The 21,069-nt window shown below is 72.5% G+C and carries 17 protein-coding genes; 11 read left to right on the top strand and 6 right to left on the bottom strand.

Going from position 1 to position 21,069, the window contains the following annotated elements; genetic code table 11:
• Positions 1–84: 84 nt before the first annotated feature.
• A complete protein-coding gene (locus ABD785_RS34575) occupies positions 85–1,833 on the bottom strand; it encodes an acetyl/propionyl/methylcrotonyl-CoA carboxylase subunit alpha (RefSeq protein WP_344837063.1) in 1,749 nt (582 codons plus the stop codon).
• A gap of 217 nt (positions 1,834–2,050) precedes the next feature.
• Here ABD785_RS34575 and ABD785_RS34570 point away from each other — a divergent pair, with 217 nt between their 5' ends.
• On the top strand, positions 2,051–2,323 hold the full coding sequence (locus tag ABD785_RS34570; protein ID WP_344836984.1) for a WXG100 family type VII secretion target: 273 nt from the start codon (positions 2,051–2,053) through the stop codon (positions 2,321–2,323).
• Positions 2,324–2,340: 17 nt separating this feature from the next.
• On the opposite strand, the gene ABD785_RS34565 is transcribed toward ABD785_RS34570, so the two are convergent.
• Positions 2,341–6,609 carry an FtsK/SpoIIIE domain-containing protein gene (locus ABD785_RS34565; RefSeq protein WP_344836982.1) on the bottom strand — a complete coding sequence of 1,423 codons (4,269 nt, stop codon included), beginning with the start codon at positions 6,607–6,609 and terminating at the stop codon, positions 2,341–2,343.
• Positions 6,610–7,069: 460 nt separating this feature from the next.
• On the opposite strand from ABD785_RS34565, the gene ABD785_RS34560 reads away from it, so the two are divergent.
• The 10 genes from ABD785_RS34560 (at position 7,070) to ABD785_RS34515 (ending at position 16,856) form a co-directional block, all read left to right on the top strand.
• On the top strand, positions 7,070–7,819 hold the full coding sequence (locus ABD785_RS34560; protein ID WP_344836980.1) for a hypothetical protein: 750 nt from the start codon (positions 7,070–7,072) through the stop codon (positions 7,817–7,819).
• 4 nt (positions 7,820–7,823) lie between these two features.
• On the top strand, positions 7,824–8,798 hold the full coding sequence (locus ABD785_RS34555) for a MinD/ParA family ATP-binding protein (RefSeq protein WP_344836978.1): 975 nt from the start codon (positions 7,824–7,826) through the stop codon (positions 8,796–8,798).
• A complete protein-coding gene (locus ABD785_RS34550) occupies positions 8,799–10,100 on the top strand; it encodes a TadA family conjugal transfer-associated ATPase (RefSeq protein WP_344836975.1) in 1,302 nt (433 codons plus the stop codon).
• Positions 10,097–11,017, top strand: a complete 921-nt coding sequence (locus ABD785_RS34545) for a type II secretion system F family protein (RefSeq protein WP_344836973.1) — start codon at positions 10,097–10,099, stop codon at positions 11,015–11,017. The genes ABD785_RS34550 and ABD785_RS34545 overlap by 4 nt, the downstream gene beginning before the upstream one ends.
• A gap of 61 nt (positions 11,018–11,078) precedes the next feature.
• Positions 11,079–11,999, top strand: a complete 921-nt coding sequence (locus tag ABD785_RS34540) for a type II secretion system F family protein (RefSeq protein WP_344836971.1) — start codon at positions 11,079–11,081, stop codon at positions 11,997–11,999.
• Between the two features lie 10 nt (positions 12,000–12,009).
• Complete coding sequence (locus ABD785_RS34535) at positions 12,010–12,252, top strand: hypothetical protein (protein ID WP_344836969.1); 243 nt, start codon at positions 12,010–12,012, stop codon at positions 12,250–12,252.
• A 3-nt stretch (positions 12,253–12,255) separates the two neighbouring features.
• A complete protein-coding gene (locus ABD785_RS34530; RefSeq protein ID WP_344836967.1) occupies positions 12,256–12,723 on the top strand; it encodes a TadE family protein in 468 nt (155 codons plus the stop codon).
• On the top strand, positions 12,720–13,166 hold the full coding sequence (locus ABD785_RS34525) for a TadE/TadG family type IV pilus assembly protein (RefSeq protein WP_344836966.1): 447 nt from the start codon (positions 12,720–12,722) through the stop codon (positions 13,164–13,166). Before ABD785_RS34530 ends, ABD785_RS34525 begins: the two co-directional genes overlap by 4 nt.
• Complete coding sequence (locus ABD785_RS34520) at positions 13,163–13,627, top strand: Tad domain-containing protein (RefSeq protein ID WP_344836964.1); 465 nt, start codon at positions 13,163–13,165, stop codon at positions 13,625–13,627. Before ABD785_RS34525 ends, ABD785_RS34520 begins: the two co-directional genes overlap by 4 nt.
• 4 nt (positions 13,628–13,631) lie before the next feature.
• Positions 13,632–16,856 carry a hypothetical protein gene (locus ABD785_RS34515; RefSeq protein ID WP_344836962.1) on the top strand — a complete coding sequence of 1,075 codons (3,225 nt, stop codon included), beginning with the start codon at positions 13,632–13,634 and terminating at the stop codon, positions 16,854–16,856.
• 8 nt (positions 16,857–16,864) lie between these two features.
• Here ABD785_RS34515 and ABD785_RS34510 read toward each other — a convergent pair whose 3' ends face one another.
• The 4 genes from ABD785_RS34510 to ABD785_RS34495 form a co-directional block, all read right to left on the bottom strand.
• Complete coding sequence (locus ABD785_RS34510) at positions 16,865–18,016, bottom strand: WD40 repeat domain-containing protein (RefSeq protein WP_344836959.1); 1,152 nt, start codon at positions 18,014–18,016, stop codon at positions 16,865–16,867.
• Positions 18,017–18,071: 55 nt separating this feature from the next.
• Positions 18,072–19,073, bottom strand: a complete 1,002-nt coding sequence (locus ABD785_RS34505) for an NYN domain-containing protein (protein ID WP_344836957.1) — start codon at positions 19,071–19,073, stop codon at positions 18,072–18,074.
• 105 nt (positions 19,074–19,178) lie between these two features.
• Entirely contained in the window at positions 19,179–19,388 is a 210-nt protein-coding gene (locus ABD785_RS34500) for an acyl-CoA carboxylase subunit epsilon (protein WP_344836955.1), read from the bottom strand.
• 12 nt (positions 19,389–19,400) lie between these two features.
• Positions 19,401–21,005 carry an acyl-CoA carboxylase subunit beta gene (locus tag ABD785_RS34495; RefSeq protein ID WP_425547861.1) on the bottom strand — a complete coding sequence of 535 codons (1,605 nt, stop codon included), beginning with the start codon at positions 21,003–21,005 and terminating at the stop codon, positions 19,401–19,403.
• Between the last annotated feature and the right edge of the window lie 64 nt (positions 21,006–21,069).

Here is a 21,069-nt window from a genome sequence, read left to right as displayed (position 1 = left end):
AGTCTGCGCGCCACGACGCCAACCAAACGTAAAGACTCCCCAGCCTGCCCCTCACGGCCCGGAGGGGCCGTGAGAAGCGGCAGGTCAGTCCTTGATGTCGCAGATGGCCGCGCCGCTGGTGACGGTCTGGCCGACCTCGGCGGACAGGCCGGTGATGGTGCCGGACTTGTGGGCGGTGAGGGGCTGTTCCATCTTCATGGCCTCGAGGACGACGATGGTGTCGCCCGCGGCCACGGTGGCGCCGTCCTCGACGAGGATCTTGACGATGGTGCCCTGCATGGGGCTCACCAGGGAGTCGCCGCTGGCGGCCTTCGCGCCGCCCTTCTTGCCGCCGCCGCGCTTGGGGGCCGCCTTGCCGGACGCCGCCGGGGCCGCGCCCGCGCCGAGCCCGGCCGGGAGGACGACCTCCAGGCGCTTGCCACCGACCTCGACCACGACCGTCTGACGCTCCTCCGCCTCGGCGACGCCGGTCGCCGCCGCGTAGGGCTCGAGGGTGTTGTCGTACTCGGTCTCGATCCACCGGGTGTGGACGGAGAACGGCTCGTCGGTGTAGGCGGGCTGGTTCAGCACGTCCTGGTGGAAGGGGATCACGGTCGGCATGCCGTCGATGACGAACTCCGCCAGCGCCCGGCGCGAACGCTCGATGGCCTGCTTGCGGGTGGCCCCGGTGACGATCAGCTTGGCGACCAGCGAGTCGAACGACTGCGGGACGGTCTGCCCGGCCACGTAGCCGGAGTCGAGGCGGACGCCGGGACCGGTCGGGGCGACCATCGAGGTGATCGTGCCGGGGGCGGGCAGGAAGCCCCGGCCGCCGTCCTCGGCGTTGATCCGGAACTCGATGGAGTGGCCGCGGGTGACCGGGTCGCCGTAGCCGAGCTCCTCGCCGTCGGCGATCCGGAACATCTCGCGGACCAGGTCGATTCCCGTGACCTCCTCGGTGACGGGGTGCTCGACCTGGAGGCGGGTGTTGACCTCCAGGAAGGAGATCGTGCCGTCCTGGCCGACCAGGAACTCACACGTCCCGGCGCCGACGTACCCGGCCTCGCGCAGGATCGCCTTGGACGAGGTGTACAGCAGCTCCATCTGCTCGTCGCTCAGGAACGGCGCGGGCGCCTCCTCGACGAGCTTCTGGTGCCGGCGCTGGAGCGAGCAGTCACGGGTGGAGACGACCACGACGTTGCCGTGGGAGTCGGCCAGGCACTGGGTCTCGACGTGCCGGGGCTTGTCGAGGTACCGCTCGACGAAGCACTCGCCGCGCCCGAACGCCCCGATCGCCTCGCGGACGGCCGAGTCGTACAGCTCGGGGACCTCTTCGAGGGTGCGGGCGACCTTGAGGCCGCGCCCGCCGCCGCCGAACGCCGCCTTGATCGCGATCGGCAGGCCGTTGGCCTTGGCGAACTCCACGACCTCGTCGGACCCGGAGACCGGGTCGGCGGTCCCGGCGACCAGCGGCGCCCCGACCTTCTGCGCGATGTGCCTGGCCTGCACCTTGTCGCCCAGCGCGGTGATCGCGGCGGGCGGCGGGCCGATCCAGATCAGCCCGGCGTCCAGGACGGCCTGGGCGAAGTCGGCGTTCTCGGCCAGGAAGCCGTATCCGGGGTGCACGGCGTCGGCCCCGGCCTCCTCGGCGATCTTCAGCAGCTTCTCGACGCTGAGGTAGGACTCGGCGGCGGTCTGGCCGCCGAGCGCGTACGCCTCGTCGGAGACCCTGACATGCAGGGCGTCGAGGTCCTGCTCGGAGTAGACCGCGACGCTGCCCAGGCCCGCGTCCCGGCACGCACGCGCGATCCGCACCGCGATCTCACCCCGGTTGGCGATCAAGACTTTCCGCAACGTCATGTCTCCGTCCCTGAAAATCACTTCCGACCTTGTGGACGGGAGTCTAGAGAACCGGTGCACCGGTCCCTGTAACCGGCTCCTTATTCCGGACACCTGCCCAGGTAGAGGGCCTGCCCACGGAAGCCTGTCCGGATACGGCCACGCACCCGGAGCCCCCTGTGGTGTGTGCTGGTCGGAGGTACGTCTGATCCCCTTCGGAAGGACACCGGCCATGGGTGCGGACCGTCGCGGCGGCAACATCGCGCAGATGGAAGAGCTCGCTCGCCTCTTCAACAAGCACAGCAAGAATCTCGACGCCCTCATCAAGGACCTGAACGGCCGCACCGTCGGCTCGACCGAGATCTGGTGGGGTCCCGGCGCCGACCGCTTCCGCGCCGCCTGGTCCGAGGCCAAGGCCGCCTTCGACAAGATGGCCGTCGCCCTCGACGAGGGCGGCGCCGACGTCCGCCGCTCCCAGCAGAACATCGAGGCCGCCACCCGCTGACCCGCCGTCTTCGGTGGCTAGTCCTCCGGCGGTGTCGGGGGCAGCGCCGCCTGGACGGGCTGGGGGGTGCCGCCGAGGATGAGGAGGGCGCGGCCCTGGGGGCCGGTGTAGGTGGCGTTGCGGGGGAGGCGGAGGCCGAAGAGCTCGCCGTCGTCGGGGGAGGCGATGCCGAGGAGGAGGCCGGTGCGGGTCTTGCGGGCGTCGGCGAGGAAGCCGCGGTAGCCGCGGGTCAGGTCCTCGGTGGTGCCCGCAAGGACGATGGCGTGCTCGGCGTCGCGGGCGGAGCGCAGGAGGGCCTGGATCGGGTCGGCCAGGTCGGTGTCGTCGAGGAGTTCGGCGTCGTCGATGACCACGGCGAAGCGGTGCTCGTCGGCCGTCAGTGCCTCGAGGGCGTCGGGGTCGGCGGTGGCGTCCAGGACGCCCAGCACGCCCGGCACGCCCTTCAGCTCGCGCAGCGGCGACCGGCGCGGTGTGACGATCAGCACCGGGACGCCTCGGTCGAGCAGGGTCCGGGTCATCGTCTCCAGCACCGTGGAACGGCCGGAGCGCGGCGGACCGCCGATCATGAAGGCGGGCCCGTCGGCGAGCAGGTCCACGCCCTGCGGCCCGAGGGTGTCGCCCCCGGCCCCGACCAGCGCCCACAGCGGTGACGGCGGCCGGAACCCCGGCGCCAGCGCCAGCGCCTCCTCCGCCGTGATCAGGGCGGGGAGCTCGTCCACCCGGAGCGGCCCGGGGGTGACCTTCCCGTAGCGGGCGGTGCCGGCGGCGGCCAGCGCGGTCAGCGCCGCGACCTGGGCGGGCCCGGACGGATCCTGGCCGAGCAGCCCGATCTGCGACTCCTCCAGCGGCGCGTTCGGCGCGACCCGCAGCGCCCGGCCCGGCGGGACGTGCGCGGGGATCTGGGAGTCCGGGATGCCCGCGTAGCCGTAGTCGGACGGGTCGGCCATGCGCAGGATCAGCCGCCGGTCGAAGACCGTCGCGACCTGCCCGGTCAGGCCCGTGCGGTCGCCGGTGAACACCGCCCGCAGCCCGACCGCGGACCCCTCCTGGAGGAGGCGGATCAGCGAGTTCAGCAGCCGCCCGTAGTCGTAGTGCTCGAACGCCGCGGTGAAGCCCTCCCAGCGGTCCAGCAGCAGGAGCATCCAGGGCAGGCGCTCACCGGGGGAGACCGTGGCGCGCTGCTCGGCGAGGGTCGCGAACCCGGCGGCCGACAGGAGCTGCTGGCGCCGCGAGACCTCCGCCGACAGGGCCGTGAGCAGGCGCTCGATCCGGTCGTACTGGTCGCGGGTGACGACGGCGCCGCAGTGCGGGAGCGCCGCGAGCGCGGTCAGGGCGTTGCCGCCGCAGTCGATGGCGTACAGATGGACGTCGTAGGGGGTGCAGGCCGAGGCCATCGCCCCGGCCAGCGACCGCAGCGCCGTCGTCCGGCCGGACTGGGCCGAGCCGCACAGGTAGAGATGGCCGTCGCGGTCCAGGTCGAGGGTGAGGGCGGCGCGCGACTGCCCGGCCGGGAGGTCGGTGATCCCGAACTCGATCGGCGGGACGGCCACCACGGAACCGCCCGCGGCCGTCCGGGGGGAGAGCACGACGGCGTCGGGCAGCGGCGACAGCCACGGGCTGGGCTGCGCCGCGATCCCGGCCTTGCGGGCCGCCTCGGCGACGGCCCGCACCAGCACGCTCAGATCGGTGACCCGCTCGTCGTCGCTCTCGGCCGGGACGGGCAGCGGCCGCGCCAGGTCGGCCCAGCCCAGCGTCCGGGCGACGGTCGGCCGGGCGGTCGCGCCCCGCCGCCCCCCGATCCGCGCGGTCTGCACGGCCGTCAGCGACGACGATCCCGACCGCACGAAGCACCGGCCGGGAGCCGACCTGGGGATCTTCGCCGCCTCCGGTGAGTCGAGGACGTCCGAGGAGTCCTCGGTGTCGGTCACCCGCAACGCGATCCGCAGGTTGGTGTTGGCCCGGATCTCGGCCGTCACCACCCCGGCGGGGCGCTGCGTGGCCAGGATCAGGTGGACGCCCAGCGACCGTCCGCGCCGCCCGATGTCGACCAGCCCGTCCACGAAGCCCGGCAGCTCGGCCGCCATCGTCGCGAACTCGTCGATGACCAGGACCAGCCGGGGCAGCGGCCGGGAGGCGACCCGCCGGTAGTCGTCGAGGTCCTTGGCCCCGACCCCCGCCAGCACCTGCTCACGGCGGCGCAGCTCGGCGGCCAGGGACTCCAGCGCCCGCTCGGTGAGATGGCCGTCGAGGTCGGTGACCATGCCGACGGTGTGGGGGAGGGCGGCGCAGTCCTTGAACGCCGCGCCCCCCTTGTAGTCGATGAGGACGAAGGTCATCTCGTCCGGGCGGTTCCGGACGGCCAGCGAGGCGATCAGGGTCTGGAGGAGCTCGGACTTGCCCGCGCCGGTCGTCCCGGCGACGAGCCCGTGCGGCCCGTCGGCGGCCAGGTCGAGGGTGAAGATGCCGCTGGTGCCGATCCCGACGGGTACCGAGGTGCTCCCGCCGCGCTTCCAGGAGTCCAGGACGTGCGCCGCCGACGGATCGGGCATCCCGAGCACGTCCAGGAGCCGGACGGCCGCCGGAAGCTCCTGCCCGCCCTCCTCCCGCGAGACGTCCCTGACCGGGGCGAGGGCCCGTGCCACCCGCTCCGACCAGGCGGGAGCGGTCTGGTCGGCGAGGACGGGGCCGAGCTTCTCCAGGCCGTGGCCGCGCAGCGTGATCCGCTCGTCCTGCCAGGAGGCGACGACCGTGCACTCCTCGGGCAGCAGCCGCTCCTCGTCGTCCAGGCAGAGGGCGTGGATTCCGACGCCGGGGCCGTGCTTGAGCACCTGGGGCATGCCGGGGACGCGGCGGAGCGTCCGGGCGCCGTCCAGGACGAGCAGCACGTTGTAGGGGATCGTGGGCGCCTTCGCCTGCCCGAACCCGGCCTGGGCCGCCCGCTTCCGTTCGGTGATCTTGATGGCGAGCTCGGTGACCCGCGCGACCGCGGTGGACTGGTCGCCGCCGACGAGCGTCACGCACTCCTCGCCGTCGCGGGGGGCGCAGTGCGGCAGCCACCGGACCCAGTTCCACTGCTCGGCCGCGTCGTCCGCCGCCGACAGCACGATGATCATCAGATCGCGGGGGCTGTGCAGCGTCGCGGCCTGGCCGACCAGCCAGCGCGCCAGCGCCCGCGACCTCGCCCGGGGCCCGGTCAGGCCGACCACGCCCAGCTCGCGCAGCGGCAGCGTCACCGGGACGGTCCGCGCCACCGGACGCCGCTTCAGCGACGCCCGTTCCAGTGCCTCGAGGATGTCGTCTGCGGCGCCGTCCAGCTCGATCGCCGCGGGCAGGTCGGCGAGCCCGACCCGCAGGTCGAGGGCGTCGGCGTCGTCCAGGCGCCGCTCCCACAGCCGCCGCCGGGGGCCGGTCGCGGTGAGCAGCACCTCGGCCGGGTCGGGCGAGGCGGCCCGCCGGTCCAGCTCGTCCAGGCGGCGCAGCTCCTCCAGGTCGCGCGCGAAGAACGCGGACTTCACCTGGTAGTCCTTGTAGGCCTTCTTGTAGGACTTGCGGCCGTACATCCGGTCGCCGATCCACTCGCCGATCATCATCAGCGGCCAGGCCAGCGCGAACAGCGCCCAGTACCACTGCTGGAGCACGAACGCCATGACCAGGCCGAACGCCGAGAACAGCAGCGCCCCGATCAGCCGCAGCCGCTCCTTGTGCTGCTTCTCCGGCAGCGCGGGGACCGTCAGCTTCCTGGCCCGCCGCTCCGGCGCGATCCGCGGCGGCCGGTTGAAGGCCCGGGTCCCGGCCTCGAGATGGGTGTCGGGCGCGGTGACGGGCGCCAGGACGAGCACGTCGTCGCCCGAGCCGAGGATCTCGCCCTCGGCCCAGGACCGCTCGCCCTCGAACCGCTCGCCGTCCATCCTGCCCCGCTCGGCCGCGACCGAGACGCCGTCCCGCGCGACGGTGACCGTCACGCCCGGCACCGGCCGCGCCTTCCCCGGCCCGAGCCGGTGCACGGCACCGGCCGAGGGGCCGCCGGCCACCCGCACCTCGAACAGCCCGTCCGGCTCCGCCTGGACGGTCGCGGGCGCGAACTCGGCGTCCAGCGCGACCAGCGCGCCGTCCCTGAGGGCCCGGCCCGCCCGCCCCGACGGATCGAGCATCCGCCCGTCGCTGTAGAGCGCGACCCGCACCACGTTCCCCCCGGGCCCGAGCCCCGAAAGGCTCCGTGCCACCGAGGACACCGTCATGTCGTCGTCACCCTCGACGACCACATCCCGCGGTCCACCACTCGTCATTGCCGTCAGGGAGATCCGCACGCACCGCTCCGACTTCCGGGGGAGAAGACGCCACCCACCCTAGGGCCCGCACGTCGCGGGCGGAGGAGAAGCCGGAGCCGGAGCCCGGACGGGCGGCACACCCTCGGCCGATCATCCTGGCTGGAGCCGATCCTGCGGTCAGAGGCCTGTCAGCACAGTGAGAAGAAAAGCAGAAATCCGTCGTTCCCTACAGGTTTATTGAAAGGGAACAGTGGATAGTGCCGCAACGGCTGAATGGTTGTCGCGCAGGTCGGACCGTATGTGGCCAGAGTAGCCAGTGGGGCGTGCTAAATGTGATCAATGGGGTTAATTTTCTACAGCTGGTCACGGGAAAGTGTCAGGTACTGGAATCCATTGACGTGGTCTTGTCAAGGACGCCAGCATGGTCGTTCCGGCCGTCTGCGGAGTGCTCGGATACCCCCCGGAGTTGACAGCGAACATGAGGACCAGTCAGCCCACCGCCAGTTCCAACAGTGCCGGCGCCCATGGGCTGGGCACCGGCCTGGCGGCCCAGCGCCTGCCCGTGGCGCCGCGCGAGCGCAAGCCGGCCCTGGCGGCGCTCGCCGTCCTGCTCATTCTCGGCGGGGCCCTGGTCAGCGGATATCTCGTCATAGCGAGCGGTGAACGCGTCGCGGCCATCGAGGTGGTCGAATCGATCGGCGCGGGAGAGCTCATTCCCGAGAGCGCCCTCCGCGAAGTGACGATCGGAAAGACCGGCATCTCCTATGTGCCGTGGGCGCAGAAGAACCAGGTCGCGGGCCGTTACGCCGCGGTCGGCCTGGTGCCCGACACGCTCCTCACCCCGGCCATGGTGACCGAGGCCAAGGACACCCTGAAGGGCCGGGTGCTCGTCGGCCTCGCCCTCAAGACCTCGCAGTACCCGCCGCAGACGATCAGGCTCGGCTCGACGGTCGCGCTGTACGCGGTCGGCGCCAGGACCGACGCGGCCGTCGCCAAACCGGGCGTCCTGCTGACCACGACCGCCCTCGTCCAGCAGATCGGCGTCCAGACCGGCCGCACCGGAGGCAACGGCGACACCCGGTTCTCGGTGGCCGTCGTGCCCCAGGAGGCCGCCGCGATCACCCAGGCCGCCTCCTCCGGCAACATCGTGATGGTGCTGGTGCCGCCGGGGGTGACGGTGCCGATCCCGCCGCCGGTCAAGGGCACCGTTCCCAAGACGGGCGGGTGACCGGGTGGCACTGATCGCACTGGCGGCCGACAAGGGCGCCCCCGGCGTCACCACCGCCGCCGTCGCCCTCGGCGCGGTCTGGCCCCGTCCCGTTTTGGTCGCCGAATGCGACCTCGCGGGCGGCGACCTCGTCCACCGGCTCCCCGGCGAGCAGGGCCTGCTCGACCCGGGCAAGGGGCTGCTGTCGCTGGCCACCTCGGCCCGGCGCGGGCTGCGCCCCGAGCAGATCGCCCCGCACACCCAGCGGCTCAACGGCGGCCTCGACGTCCTGGTCGGGCTGACCAACGCCGAGCAGGCCGCCGGGATGACCTGGCTGTGGAACCCGCTGGGCCGGTCGTTCGCGATCCTGCCCGGCGTCGACGTCATCGCCGACTGCGGGCGCCTCGGACCGCACACCGCCCTCGTCGACCTGCTCCGCGAGGCCGACATGGTCGTCCTGGTCACCCACGCCTCCGTCGACCACGTCGCCCATCTGCGCGAACGCATCGCCGCGCTGTCGGCCGACCTGCCCAAGCAGCGCGCCCATCTCGGAGTGATCGTGATCGCCGATCCCCGCGGATTCCGTGACGCGATCTCCGAGGTCGAGCGCATCATCGTCGCGGCGAAGCTGCCCGCGACCGTCCTCGGCGGTCTGGCCTTCGACCCCAAGGGCGCCCACATGCTGCGCGGGCCCTGGGGCGGGCGGCTCGACAAGTCGCTGCTGATCCGCTCGGCCAGGGAACTCGCCGTGAACCTGCTGCGGCGGCCCGTCCTGGAGTCGCGGAACGTCCCGGCGGGGCCGCCCCGGCACCCGACCGTCACCTCCGCTCCGCCGCCCCGCGCCCAGACCGGGCCGCAGCCCGTCCAGCGGCCCGCCCAGGGCGCGCCGCCCATCGGCTCGCGCGGCCAGGCCCCGCAGGGGAGCGGGCACGCCGTCCCGCCGTCAGGACCGCACACCGGGCCCCAGCAGGTGCTCGGCGAGCCGCCGAGGGGGCGATAGATGGACCACGGGATCGTCAAGCGGCTCCGCCAGGAGGTCGGCGACCGCCTCGCCACCCAGCGCCGCCTGGACGCCGCGTCCGGCCTGACGCCGATGTCGTCGGAGGACGAGCGGCAGTTCGCGCGCGCCCTCATCTCCCAGGTGCTCGAGGAGCACGCCCGCTCCGAGATCGGCTACGGGCGCCGCCCGCCGACCCCGGACGAGGAGGAGGCCTACGCCGCGGGCATCCACGCCGCCCTGTTCGGCGTCGGACGCCTCCAGCCCCTGCTGGAGGACCTCGAGATCGAGAACATCGACATCAACGGCTGCGACCGGGTGTTCCTGTCCTACGCCGACGGCCGCGAGGTCCTCGGCGAGCCCGTCGCCGAGTCCGACGAGGAGCTCGTCGAGCTCATCCAGATCCTCGCCGCCTACTCGGGCCTGTCGTCGCGCCCGTTCGACACCGCCAACCCCCAGCTCGACCTGCGCCTGCCCGACGGCTCCCGGCTCTCGGCCGTCATGGACGTGACGATGCGGCCCGCGCTGTCGATCCGCCGCTCGCGCCTCGGCAAGGTCTTCCTGGCCGACCTCGTGGGCAACGGCACCGTCTCGCCCGAGCTCGGCACCTTCTTCCGCGCGGCCGTACTGGCCCGCAAGAACATCATGATCTCCGGCGCGACCAACGCGGGCAAGACGACCCTGCTGCGGGCCGTCGCCAACGAGATCCCGGCGGCCGAGCGTCTCATCACGGTCGAGCGGGCCCTGGAACTCGGGTTGGAGCACTTCCCCGACCTGCACCCCAACGTCGTGGCGTTCGAGCAGCGGCTGCCGAACTCCGAGGGCAACGGCGCGATCTCGATGGCCGAGCTGGTGCGCAGGTCGCTGCGCATGAACCCCAGCCGCGTCATCGTCGGTGAGGTGCTGGGCGACGAGATCGTCACCATGCTCAACGCGATGACCCAGGGCAACGACGGCTCCCTGTCGACCATCCACGCCAACTCCTCGATGGAGGTGTTCAACAGGATCGCCACCTACGCGATCCAGTCCCAGGAGCGCCTCCCCATCGACGCCACCCACATGCTGATCTCCGGCGCGATCGACTTCGTCGTGTTCATCACCAAGCGCAACGACTACGGCCGGGGCGGGCGGCTGCGCCGGTTCGTGTCGAGCGTCCGGGAGGTGACGGGCGTCGACGGGCGGGTCCTGTCGTCGGAGGTGTTCGCGCCGGGCCCCGACGGGGTCGCCAGGGCGCACGCCCCGATCTCCTGCCTCGACGACCTCGCGCCCTACGGCTACGACCCGAGCCGGGGTGGCTGGTCATGATCTTCGGTGCCGATGTCCTGGTGGCCCTGCTCTTCGGCGGGGTGACGGCCATCGGGCTGATCCTGCTGTTCATGGCCGTGCGCGGCCTGCCCGCCAAGCCCGGCCGGCCGACCCGCAAGCAGAGCCGTGAGGAGATGATCAGGAAGCTCACCACCAAGACCGGGACGGCGATCATCGCCGGGGTCCTGGTGCTGATCCTCACCCGCTGGGTCGTCGCGGCCGTCGGCATGACGCTGCTCGTCCTCGGCTGGGACAGCGTGTCCGGCGGCGCCGCCGACGAGCGCAAGGGCATGGCCAGGCTCGAGGGCCTCGCCTCCTGGGCCGAGTCGCTGCGCGACACGATCGCCGGGGCGGTCGGCCTGGAGCAGGCCATCCCGTCCTCGGTGCGGGCGGCCTCGCCCGCCCTCCAGGGACCACTGAACGCCCTGGTCGACCGGCTGCACACCCGCGTCCCCATGCCCGACGCGCTGCGGAGGTTCGCCGACGACCTCGACGACCCCGCCGCCGACCTGATCATCGCCGCGCTCATCCTGAACGCCCGGCTGCGCGGCCCCGGCCTGCGCGAGATGCTCGGAGCCCTGGCCGCCTCGGCCCGCCAGGAACTCGACATGCGCCGCCGGGTCAACGCCTACCGGGCGCAGACCCGGCGGAGCGTCCAGATCGTCGTCGGCTTCTCGGTGTCGGTCGCGCTCGGCCTCGCCATCTTCAACCGCGACTACGTCGAGCCCTACGACTCCCTCATCGGCCAGGGCATCCTCGCCTGCGTCGTCGGGCTGTACGCGGGCGGGTTCTTCTGGCTGCGCAAGCTCGCCAGGTACCAGCTCCCGCAGCGGCTGCTCGGCTCCGAGGAGGCCAAGCCGGAGTCCGCCGCCCCGCTGCGCGGCCGCGCGGCCATGGACGCCGGAGTCGGGTCATGAACCGCCCGATCGCTGGAAAAAGCGGGCTCGCCGGGGTCATGATGGCAGGGGAGGGGACGCCATGACCCAGGCGATGCTGGCGGGAGCGGTCTGCGGGCTCGGCATCCTGGTCCTGCTGCGGGCGCTGTTCCCGCCCAGGCCGGGACTGCGCTCCAGGATCGCCCGCTACGACGACCTCGTGAAGCAGACCGCCTCGCAGCGCGGGGCGGCGCCCAAGGCCGTCGACGCCTCCGCGGGCCGGGCCTCCCGCTACCGGACGTCCCTCGGCGAGTCGGTGGCGGTCTTCTGCGACCGGCGCGGCTGGCAGATGCGGTCCACCCGGGCCGACCTCGCCCTCGTCGGCCGGGAGTACGAGACCTATCTGGCGACCAAGGTGCTGGCGCCCGTCATCGCCCTGATCTTCATCCCGCTGCTGGTGGCCGTCGCGGCGTTCGCCGGGATCTCGGTGAACGTCCCGCTGTGGGCGGGGCTCGCGTTCGCCGTCCTGTTCTTCTTCTACCCCGACCTCCAGCTCAAGCAGGAGGCGGCCAAGGCCCGCGAGGACTTCCGGCACGTCGTCGGGGCGTTCCTCGACCTCGTCGCGATGAACCTCGCCGGAGGCCGCGGCGTGCCCGAGGCGCTGATGTCGGCGTCCCAGATCGGCGACAGCTGGCCGATGCGCAGGATCAGGGACACCCTGGCCAGCGCACGGATCTCCGGCATGACGCCCTGGCAGGCGCTCGGCGCGCTCGGCGACGAGATCAACATCGTCGAGCTCGGCGACCTGGCCGCCGCGCTGACCCTCGTCGCCGACGACGGGGCCAAGGTCCGGCAGTCGCTCGCCGCCCGCGCGGGCTCCATGCGCAGCCGCGAGATCTCCGAGATCGAGGGCCGGGCCGGTCAGAACTCCCAGACGATGCTGATCGCGCAGCTCTCGTTCTGCCTGGGGTTCCTCATCTTCCTCATCTACCCCTCGTTGATGCAGGTCCTGAACACGGCATAGGAGAACCCCCATGTACTACCACCTGTACGTCTACAGCCGGGCGATGCTCGGCGTCAGGCTCGACAGGGCCAGGGACGCCGACCGCGGCCTCGGCGCCTCCGCCATCGAGTGGGCGATCATCACCGGCCTTCTGGCCGTCATCGCGGGCGCGGTGTACGCGGTCATCTCGGTGGCGATCGACACGGCGGCCGACAACGCGGCGGACCAGACCGGCGACGCGGGCAACGTCGGCGGCGGCCCGGTGGCCCCCTGACCCGTGGTTCTCCAGGGCGCGGGCCGCGGAACCAGAGCACGGCGGGGAGGGGACGGCGGAGCATCGGCCATCGAATGGGCCCTGCTGACGCCCGTCCTCATCCTCGTCATCCTGTGCTGCATCCAGTTCGCGATGGTCTGGCACGCCCAGCACGTCGCGCTGTCGGCCGCGCAGGAGGGAGCGCGGGTGGCCCGCCAGGCCGCGCCGGACAGCGACGCGTGGCGGGCCGAGGGCCCCGACGCGGCCCAGCGGGCCATCGACGTCCTCGGGCCGAACCTGCTGGACGGCGTCCAGACGGCCGCCGCCGGCGACGGAGTGTACGAACGCGGTGTGACGGTGACGGGCGACGCGCCCAGCCTGATCGGCATCACCTTCCACATCCGCAAGACCTCGGTCGGCCCGATCGAGTGCTTCCGCCCCGACGACGTCGTGGGCGGAACCGGCAGGGACTGCCTGGAGGGGGAGGGATGAGACGGGCCGGAGCGGAGAACGGCGACGACGGGAACATGGCGCTGGAACTGGCGCTGCTGAGCCCCGTCCTCGTCTTCTTCTTCCTGCTCCTGGTGATCGTGGGAAAGGTCGTGGACGTGAAGAGCCAGCTCGAGGGGGCGGCCCGCGACGGCGCCAGGGCGGCGTCGACCGCGCGCAGCTACGGCGACGCCGAGGCCTTCACCGAGCAGTCCGTCGCGAACTCGATCGACGACTCCAGCAAGTGCGTCGGCGGGCCCGAGGCCGTGGTCACCTCCGGCGAGGGCGCCTTCGTCCCCGGCGGCGTCGTCACCGTCGAGGTCACCTGCGAGGTCGACCTCCTCTGGCTGGGGACCATCGAACGCAAGGGCACCGCCTCGGCCCCGCTCGACACCTACCGCCGCATCGACTGCGGCGGCGAACCCTGCGAGGGGGTCGCCGAATGACCGTCCGGACGAGACGCGAGACCCGACGAGATGCACTGCGCGAGGCCCGCCGCGACGGCGACCGCGGGACCTTCAGCTCGTTCACCGTCATCTTCGCGCTGGCCGTCCTGCTGTTCGCCGGGCTCCTCATCGACGGCGGCCTGGCCATCCACGCCCGTCAGCGGGCCTTCGACATCGCCGAGCAGGCCGCGCGGGCGGGCGCCAACGAGATCGACCTCGACCACCTCCGGGAGACGGGGGAGCCGCTCATCACCGACTACGGCGCCGCCTGCGGCGCGGCGGACGAGCTCCTCGGCAACTATCCGGAGATCAGCGGCAGCCAGTGCGGGGCGGGCGAGGGCGAGAACGAGGTGTCGGTGACCGTCACGAAGACGGTCAACCCCACATTGCTCTCGCTGGTCCACCCCGCCCCGTTTACGATGACCGTGACGGCGACGGCCCATCCACAAGAAGGGCTCTGAGCAGATGCAGCGACGGCAGCCGGTAAGGACGCGCAGGCGGAGCGCGGCGGACGTGCTCGCGGGGCTCCTCTCGCTCCTCGCGCTGCTGGCCCTCGTGGGCGGGGTGCCGGCGGCGCTGCTGGCCTTCACCGGATCGCCGATCCCGTCCGAGGCCCCGAAGCTCGACACCTTCACCGAGCAGATGAGCTCGACCAGCGTCCTCTACGTCATCACGGTGCTGGTGTGGCTGGCCTGGCTCCAGCTCCTCGTCTGCCTGGTCGTCGAGCTCCAGGCCGGGGTGCGCGGCATCGGGGTGCCCGCCAGGGTGCCGCTGGCCGGGGCGACCCAGGCGGTCGTGCACAAGCTGGTCGTCGCGGTGCTGCTGCTGTTCACCGCCACCACCGCGATCATGCCCGCGTTCGCGGCGCACGTGGTCCACCAGCCGCCGGTCACGAACGTCGCCGTCTACGAGCCGCTGAACGCGATGGCCGGCGGCCACCTCAACGGGCAGACGATGGCCTCGCCGGAACGGCTCGACGCCGACGCCGCGGCGGACAACGCCACCACCAAGATCTACCGGGTGAACCCTCCGCACGGCCGCCACCACGAGTCGCTGTGGGAGATCGCCGAGAAGTGCCTCGGCGACGGCCGCCGCTACAAGGAGATCTACGAGCTCAACAAGAACCACGTCCAGCCCGACGGCTCGCACCTGCACAAGGCCAGCCTGATCCGGCCCGGCTGGATCATGGAGATGCCGGCCGACGCCGAGCACACCCAGGTCATCCCCAAGTCCGACCTCCAGGACTTCTTCCACCACGGCCACGCCGTCCCCGACAAGCCGGCCCCGCCGCGGTCCGAGCAGCACACCCCGCCGCCGCCGTCGCAGACCCCGGCCCCGTCCCAGACCCCGGCGCCCGCACCCTCGCAGACCCCGGCACCCTCGCAGACACCGGCGCCCCAGCAGACGCCCGCGCCGGACTACGACTCCTCGATCCCGCCGATGAGCGACCCGGTGCCCTCGCAGACCCCGGCCCCGACCAAGCCGGCTCCGGAGAGGCCGACTCCGGACAAGCCCGCCCCGTCGCAGACGCCCGCGCCCCAGCAGACGCCCGCGCCGCACGACTCGGGCGACGCGATCCCGCCGATGGGCCCGGCCACCCCCGGCCCGTCGCAGACGCCGAAGCAGCAGGACACCCCCAAGCCGTCGCAGACGCCCGCTCCGTCCCAGACGCCGTCGGCGTCGCCGTCGCCCTCGGACGCGGTCGTGCCGCCGCCGGGCAACGGCGCCACCCCCAAGCCGACGCTGCCGGACACCCCGCGCCCGTCGCAGCAGCCCTCGACGCTCGGCGAGCACTACCCCTCTCCCCGGCAGGACCCGGCGAAGCAGGCTCCGGCCAAGGAGAACCCGCAGCAGGAGTCCTTCCCCTGGCCGGAGGCGCTCGCCGCGACCTCGCTGCTGGCCGCCGGGGTCGTGGCCGCGCTCGCCAGGCGCCGCCGGATCCAGATGGTCAACCGCGGCTACGGCCGCATGATCGCCCGTCCCGAGGGCGAGCCCGCCGCCGCCGAACAGGCGCTGCGGATCGGCGCCGACCCCGCGGCCGTCCGGACCCTCGATCTCGGCCTGCGGCTGCTGTCCAAGGGCCTGGCCGCCCAGCAGCGGACCCTGCCGACCATCTACGGCGTCCACCTCGGCGCCCACAGCCTCGACCTGTGGATCGCTCCCGCCGACCCGAACCCGCCGGCCCCGTGGGAGGCGCACGACGGCGGCCAGGTCTGGCGGCTGAACCCGTCGGCCCTCGAACCTCTCCGTTCCCGCGACTTCGCCGACGTCCTGGCCCCCTACCCGGGCCTGATCTCGCTCGGCACCGACGAGGGCGGCCGGGTCCTGGCCGACCTGGAGGCCGCGCACGGCCTCATCTCCCTGGACGGCCATCCCGAGCAGCGCAAGGCGGCCCTCGCCGCGATCGCCGTGGAGCTGGCCACCAACACCTGGTCGGACCACATGCGGCTGACCCTCGTGGGCTTCGGCGACGAGCTCGCCGCGATCGCCCCCGCCCGCATCCACTGCCACGACTCGCTCGCCGACGCGCTCCCCGAGCTGGAGGCCCGCACCGCCCAGGTGAAGGAGGCCCTCGACGCCGCCGGCACCGACTCGGTCCTCACCGGCCGCTGCCGCGGAGTCTCCGGCGAGGCCTGGATGCCGCACTACCTGATCATGGCCGACCAGCCCACCAAGGCCGACGCCCAGCGGCTGGTCGCCCTCGCCCGCACCGGCCGCAGGCTGTCGGCGGGCTTCCTGGTCGCCGGGCACGTCGAGGACGCCACCTGGCACTGGCGCATCGAGGAGTCGGGGCTGCTGTCCGCGGGGGTCCTCGGCTTCGAGGTCGACGCCCAGCGCATCAGCGAGCCCCAGTACCGGGCCGTCGCCCGCCTGTTCACGACCACGGCCCAGCAGGACGGCGTCCCGCTGCCGAGGCCCGAGCAGCCCGAGTCGTCCGGTGAGGCCCCCGTGGTCGACGTCCGGCTGCTCGGCCCGATCAGCGTGACGGCCCCCGGCCCCATCGACGACGCCCGCCGTGACATCTGCACCGAGGTCCTGGCCTATCTGGCGACCCACCCCGGCGGCGTCCACCCGACGGTCCTGTCCGGCGCCATCTGGCCGCGTGGCATCACCGCGGGAGCCCGTGACGCGACCCTCGCCATGGCCGCCGACTGGCTGGGCCGCGACTCCCGCGGCCGTCCCAACCTCTACAGCGACGAGCGCGGCAGAATCCGGCTGGGCTCCCAGGTCAGCGTCGACTGGCAGGAGTTCCGCTTCCTGGTGTGGCGTTCGGCGGCCGAGCCGCAGAACGAGCAGGCCTTCCTCTCGACGGCCCTGGAGCTCGTCCGGGGCCCGCTGCTCTCGCCCCGCCCCAAGGGCCGCTACGCCTGGCTGGCCACCGACTCCGTCGAGTACGAGACGGTCGCCCGCGTGGTCGACGCCGCCCACCGCCTCACCGTCATCCGGCTCGACGACCGCGACCACCAGGCCGCCGTGGACGCCGCCCGCTCCGGCCTCCGCCTGGCCCCCGACGACGAGGGCCTCTGGCGCGACCTGCTCCGCGCCACCGACGCCTCCGGCGACAGCCGCGCCGTCCAGTCCGTCATCGACGAACTCCGCGGCCGCGCCGACCTCGACCTCCTCCAGCCCGAGACCGAGGCCCTCATCGACGAGCTCACCCCCGAACGCCTCTACATCCGCGGCGCCTGACGGGGCGCCTAACGGTAGGTGCGGCCGAGGCTGTAGCGGCCCGGCTGGGGGAAGACGGTGAGCGTCGTGGCGGCGATCTTCAGCGGCTTCAGGGGGCGGCCGGTGGGGCCGTAGGGCGTGAGGGCCTTGGCGGAGTGGAGCCAGAGGGTGCGGGTCGCCGGGGACAGGGCGTCGAGGGTGGCGGGGGCGGGGAGCCGCCAGGTCCTGGCCGGGGAGCCGGCGGGCAGGGCCAGGGCGGTCACGCGGGCCCTGCCGCTGGCGAACAGGGTGGCGCCGTCCCGGGTGACGGCCAGCGACTCGACCGGATGGGACGTCCTCAGCGGCGTGGTCTCGGCGAGCGAGGCGGCGTCGAAGCGCCGCACCCCCCGGGGCCCGGTCAGGAAGAAGGCGGAGCCGTCGGGCGACAGCAGGACCTGGGCGGCCCTCCCGTGCAGCGGCACCCGGTGGGTGACCTCGCCGGTCAGCCAGTCGAGGCGGAGCAGCGATCCGGCGCAGGCGACCGCGAGGAACGAGCCGTCGGCGGAGAAGTCGGCGGGGCCCGTCGCCGGGCACGGCAGCCTCATCGACGAGCGGACCTTGAGCCGGTGCGGGTCGCGGAACTCCAGCCGGCGGCCGGTGAACAGCAGCGCGGTCAGCCCGTCGGGGGTGAAGTAGAGCGCGGACGCTCCCCGGGGCCTGAGGTTCCTCCCCGGCTTGAGGCTGCGCGGGTTCAGCGGGGCGAGGAGCCCGGGCCCGGTGAGCCACAGCGTCTTCAGGTCCCAGGACGGCACCACCCGCAGGACCGGCTTCGGCGTCCTGACCTTGGCGATCTGCCGGGACGTGACCGGGTCGAGGACCGCGACGACCCTGCCGTGCGGGGCGAACAGCCGCACCGGCAGGCCGCGGACGGCCGGGCTGAGCCGGGCGGCCGCATAGACGTTCACCCGGTTCACCGTCGGCTTCACCGGCACCGGCACCGGAACGGGTTCGGGTGCGGGCGCCGCGACCGGGGCGGGCGCGGAGACCCCCGGACGCGCCGTGACGTAGGGGGCGACGGCCCCGAACCCGATCACGCCGGTGTTCCGGTGGTCCGCCGTCCGGAACGGCACCGTCTCACAGCCCGCCGTCAGGACGACGGCGAGCGCCGACACTGCGATCAGTAGCCGCCGAGGGTGCCTCACGCCGCAGAATGTACCCGTTCGAACACGCTCCGTGTCGCAGCCGGGAAGATTACTGCTAGTCGGACTTCCCGATGCCGATGCCGAACTCGCGGTAGACGCGCTCCCAGAAGCCGTCCCGGAGCCAGGTCCGGGCCTCCTGGTAGGGGCGCAGCGAGCGGCCGAGGACCTTCTCGGCGTCGATGAGGAGCTCCTTGTCGATGACGGGCGGCAGGATCGGTCCCGGCAGCAGGTCGCGGATGTTGTCGCGGCCGCGCTCGAAGACCCACTTCTGCGCCACGTGCTCGCCGACCTCGAGCATCTGGTTGCGGTCGGGCCCGAGCTTGGACTCGGTGGCCGCGACCGGGACCGGCGCCTTCATGACCGGGGCGACCGGCTTCGGTACGGGAACCGGAGCCACTTTCCCGGCGAACACCTGGGCGGGGGAGGGCACCGGCGGCTTCGGCCCGTTGACCGTGACGACCGGCGGCGGCGAGCTGGCCGGCACCGACAGCATCCCGGCCTTGGCGAAATAGGGCCGCAGGAAGTCGGCGGGGAGCACCTCGACGGTGTCGGACTCCCAGACCAGCCACTCGGCCTGGTTCGATCCGTGCGTCGGCTCGACGCCCCACAGATGGACCCGGACGCCGTACCGCTGGGCCGCCTCGACGGCCGGAAGCATGTCCTCGTCGCCCGCGAGCAGCACCGCGTCGGTGATGGCCCGGTGCCGTGCGAGAGCCTCCAGATCGGCCCTGAGCTGGGCGTCGACGCCCTTCTGCTGTCCCTGGGCGTTCAGGTTCCCCAGCCTGAGCTTCACCAGCGGCAGGTTGGCGATCACGCGCTGCTCGACGGTCGGCTGCCTGCGCGGCGCCGCGTCGAACCAGTACAACCGGAGCAGCTCGCCGGAGATCTGCGCGTCGGCGTGCGCCGTCAGCGACTTGATCAACTTTTCCGCGAAGACCCTGTATTCGCGACGTGAACCGGCGTCCAGGAGCAATGCCCCGGATGCCGCGTAAAGATAACCCGCGTCGACGAAAACGGCATAGCGGGCAGGTTGCGGTATGAACTCCGAGGTAGCCATGGGAACCCCACCTTATGTGTACCGAGCCTTTCCCAGGGCCTACTTGTCCACGGCGATTGGAAGATTTGGGGGGTGGGGTTCCGGGCGGTCCGAGACCGCCGCCGATCAGCCCGGAAGGGCGCTGGAGCGCCAGGCTCCGGGACCGTGCCGGAGGGGCCGCCGCGCCAGCCGGGAACGGTCGGTCCAGGCAGATCCCCGCTTTTCGGGCGCGGGAGCGGCGGCCGCCGCCCGGGCGGAGATCACGGCGATCAATGCCGCGATCTCCTCCGGGGTGGCATCGCCTTTGACGACCTGCAGAAAGGGGCGTTCGCTCATGATTGCTCCTCCTTAGAGGGGAATGTTCCCGTGCTTCTTGGGAGGCAGCGTCTTGCGCTTTTCCTTGAGGGCCCGCAGCGCCTTGATGACCTGAATACGAGTTTCGGACGGCCGGATGACGGCGTCCACGTAGCCGCGCTCGGCCGCGATGTAGGGGTTGGCGAGCGTGTCCTCGTACTCGGTGATGAGTTCGGCCCTGCGGGTGTCGGGATCGTCGGAGGCCGCCAGCTCGCGCCGGTAGAGGATGTTGACCGCGCCCTGGGCGCCCATGACGGCGATCTGGGCGGTCGGCCAGGCCAGGTTGACGTCCGCGCCGAGGTGCTTGGACCCCATGACGTCGTAGGCGCCGCCGTAGGCCTTGCGGGTGATCACCGTGACGAGCGGGACGGTCGCCTCGGCGTAGGCGTAGAGCAGCTTCGCGCCGCGCCGGATGATGCCGTCCCACTCCTGGTCGGTGCCCGGGAGGAAGCCGGGGACGTCCACGAAGGTCAGCACGGGCACGTTGAAGGCGTCGCAGGTGCGGATGAACCGCGCGGCCTTCTCCGACGCGCCGATGTCGAGGCAGCCCGCGAACTGCATCGGCTGGTTGGCCACGACGCCGACGCTGCGGCCGTCGACCCGGCCGTAACCGACGATGATGTTCGGCGCGAACAGCGGCTGGACCTCGAGGAACTCTCCGTCGTCCAGGACCGCCTCGATCACGGTGTGCATGTCGTAGGGCTGGTTGGCCGAGTCGGGGATGAGGGTGTCCAGCTCCTCGACGAGGTCGAGGTCGGCGGCCGGCTCGAACTCCGGCGCCTCGGACATGTTGTTGGAGGGCAGGTAGGACAGCAGCGCCTTCACGTACTCCAGCGCGTCGCCCTCGTCACTGGCCATGTAGTGGGCGACGCCCGACTTGGCGTTGTGGGTGTGCGCGCCGCCGAGCTCCTCGAACGTCACCTCCTCGCCCGTGACGGTCTTGATCACGTCGGGGCCGGTGATGAACATGTGCGAGGTCTGGTCGACCATGACGATGAAGTCGGTCAGCGCGGGGGAGTAGACGTGCCCGCCGGCCGCAGCGCCCATGATCAGCGAGATCTGGGGGATGACGCCGGAGGCGTGCACGTTCCGCTTGAAGATCTCCGCGTAGAGCCCGAGCGCGACCACGCCCTCCTGGATCCGCGCGCCGCCGCCCTCGTTGATCCCGATGATCGGGCAGCCGGTCTTCAGGGCCAGGTCGAGCATCTTGACGATCTTCTCGCCGTAGACCTCGCCCAGCGATCCGCCGAAGGCCATGACGTCCTGGGAGAACACGCACACCTGACGGCCGTCGACCGTGCCGTAGCCGATGACGACGCCGTCGCTGTAGGGGCGCTTCTTCTCCAGCCCGAACATCGTCGACCGGTGCCGCGCGAACTCGTCGAACTCGACGAACGAGCCCTCGTCGAGAAGGGCGTCGATCCGCTCCCGGGCGGTCATCTTGCCCTTGGCGTGCTGCTTCTCCACGGCCGCCGCCGAACCCGCGTGAACGGCCTCGTGCCGGCGCCGCTCCAGATCCGCGATCTTTCCCGCGGTGGTGTGGATGTCGATCTCTTCCACCGTGTTCTCACCCTGAGGGGCAACAGCTTCCATCGCCATGCGCGAAAGAGTAACCGGACACTTGTCAGGCGGGCCGCACCGGGGTGTCCCAGCCCACGTGGTA

Origin of the sequence: Actinocorallia longicatena (assembly GCF_039534125.1) — a bacterium.
Lineage (GTDB): Bacteria > Actinomycetota > Actinomycetes > Streptosporangiales > Streptosporangiaceae > Actinocorallia > Actinocorallia longicatena.
This window is presented reverse-complemented; position numbering and strand designations above follow the sequence as displayed.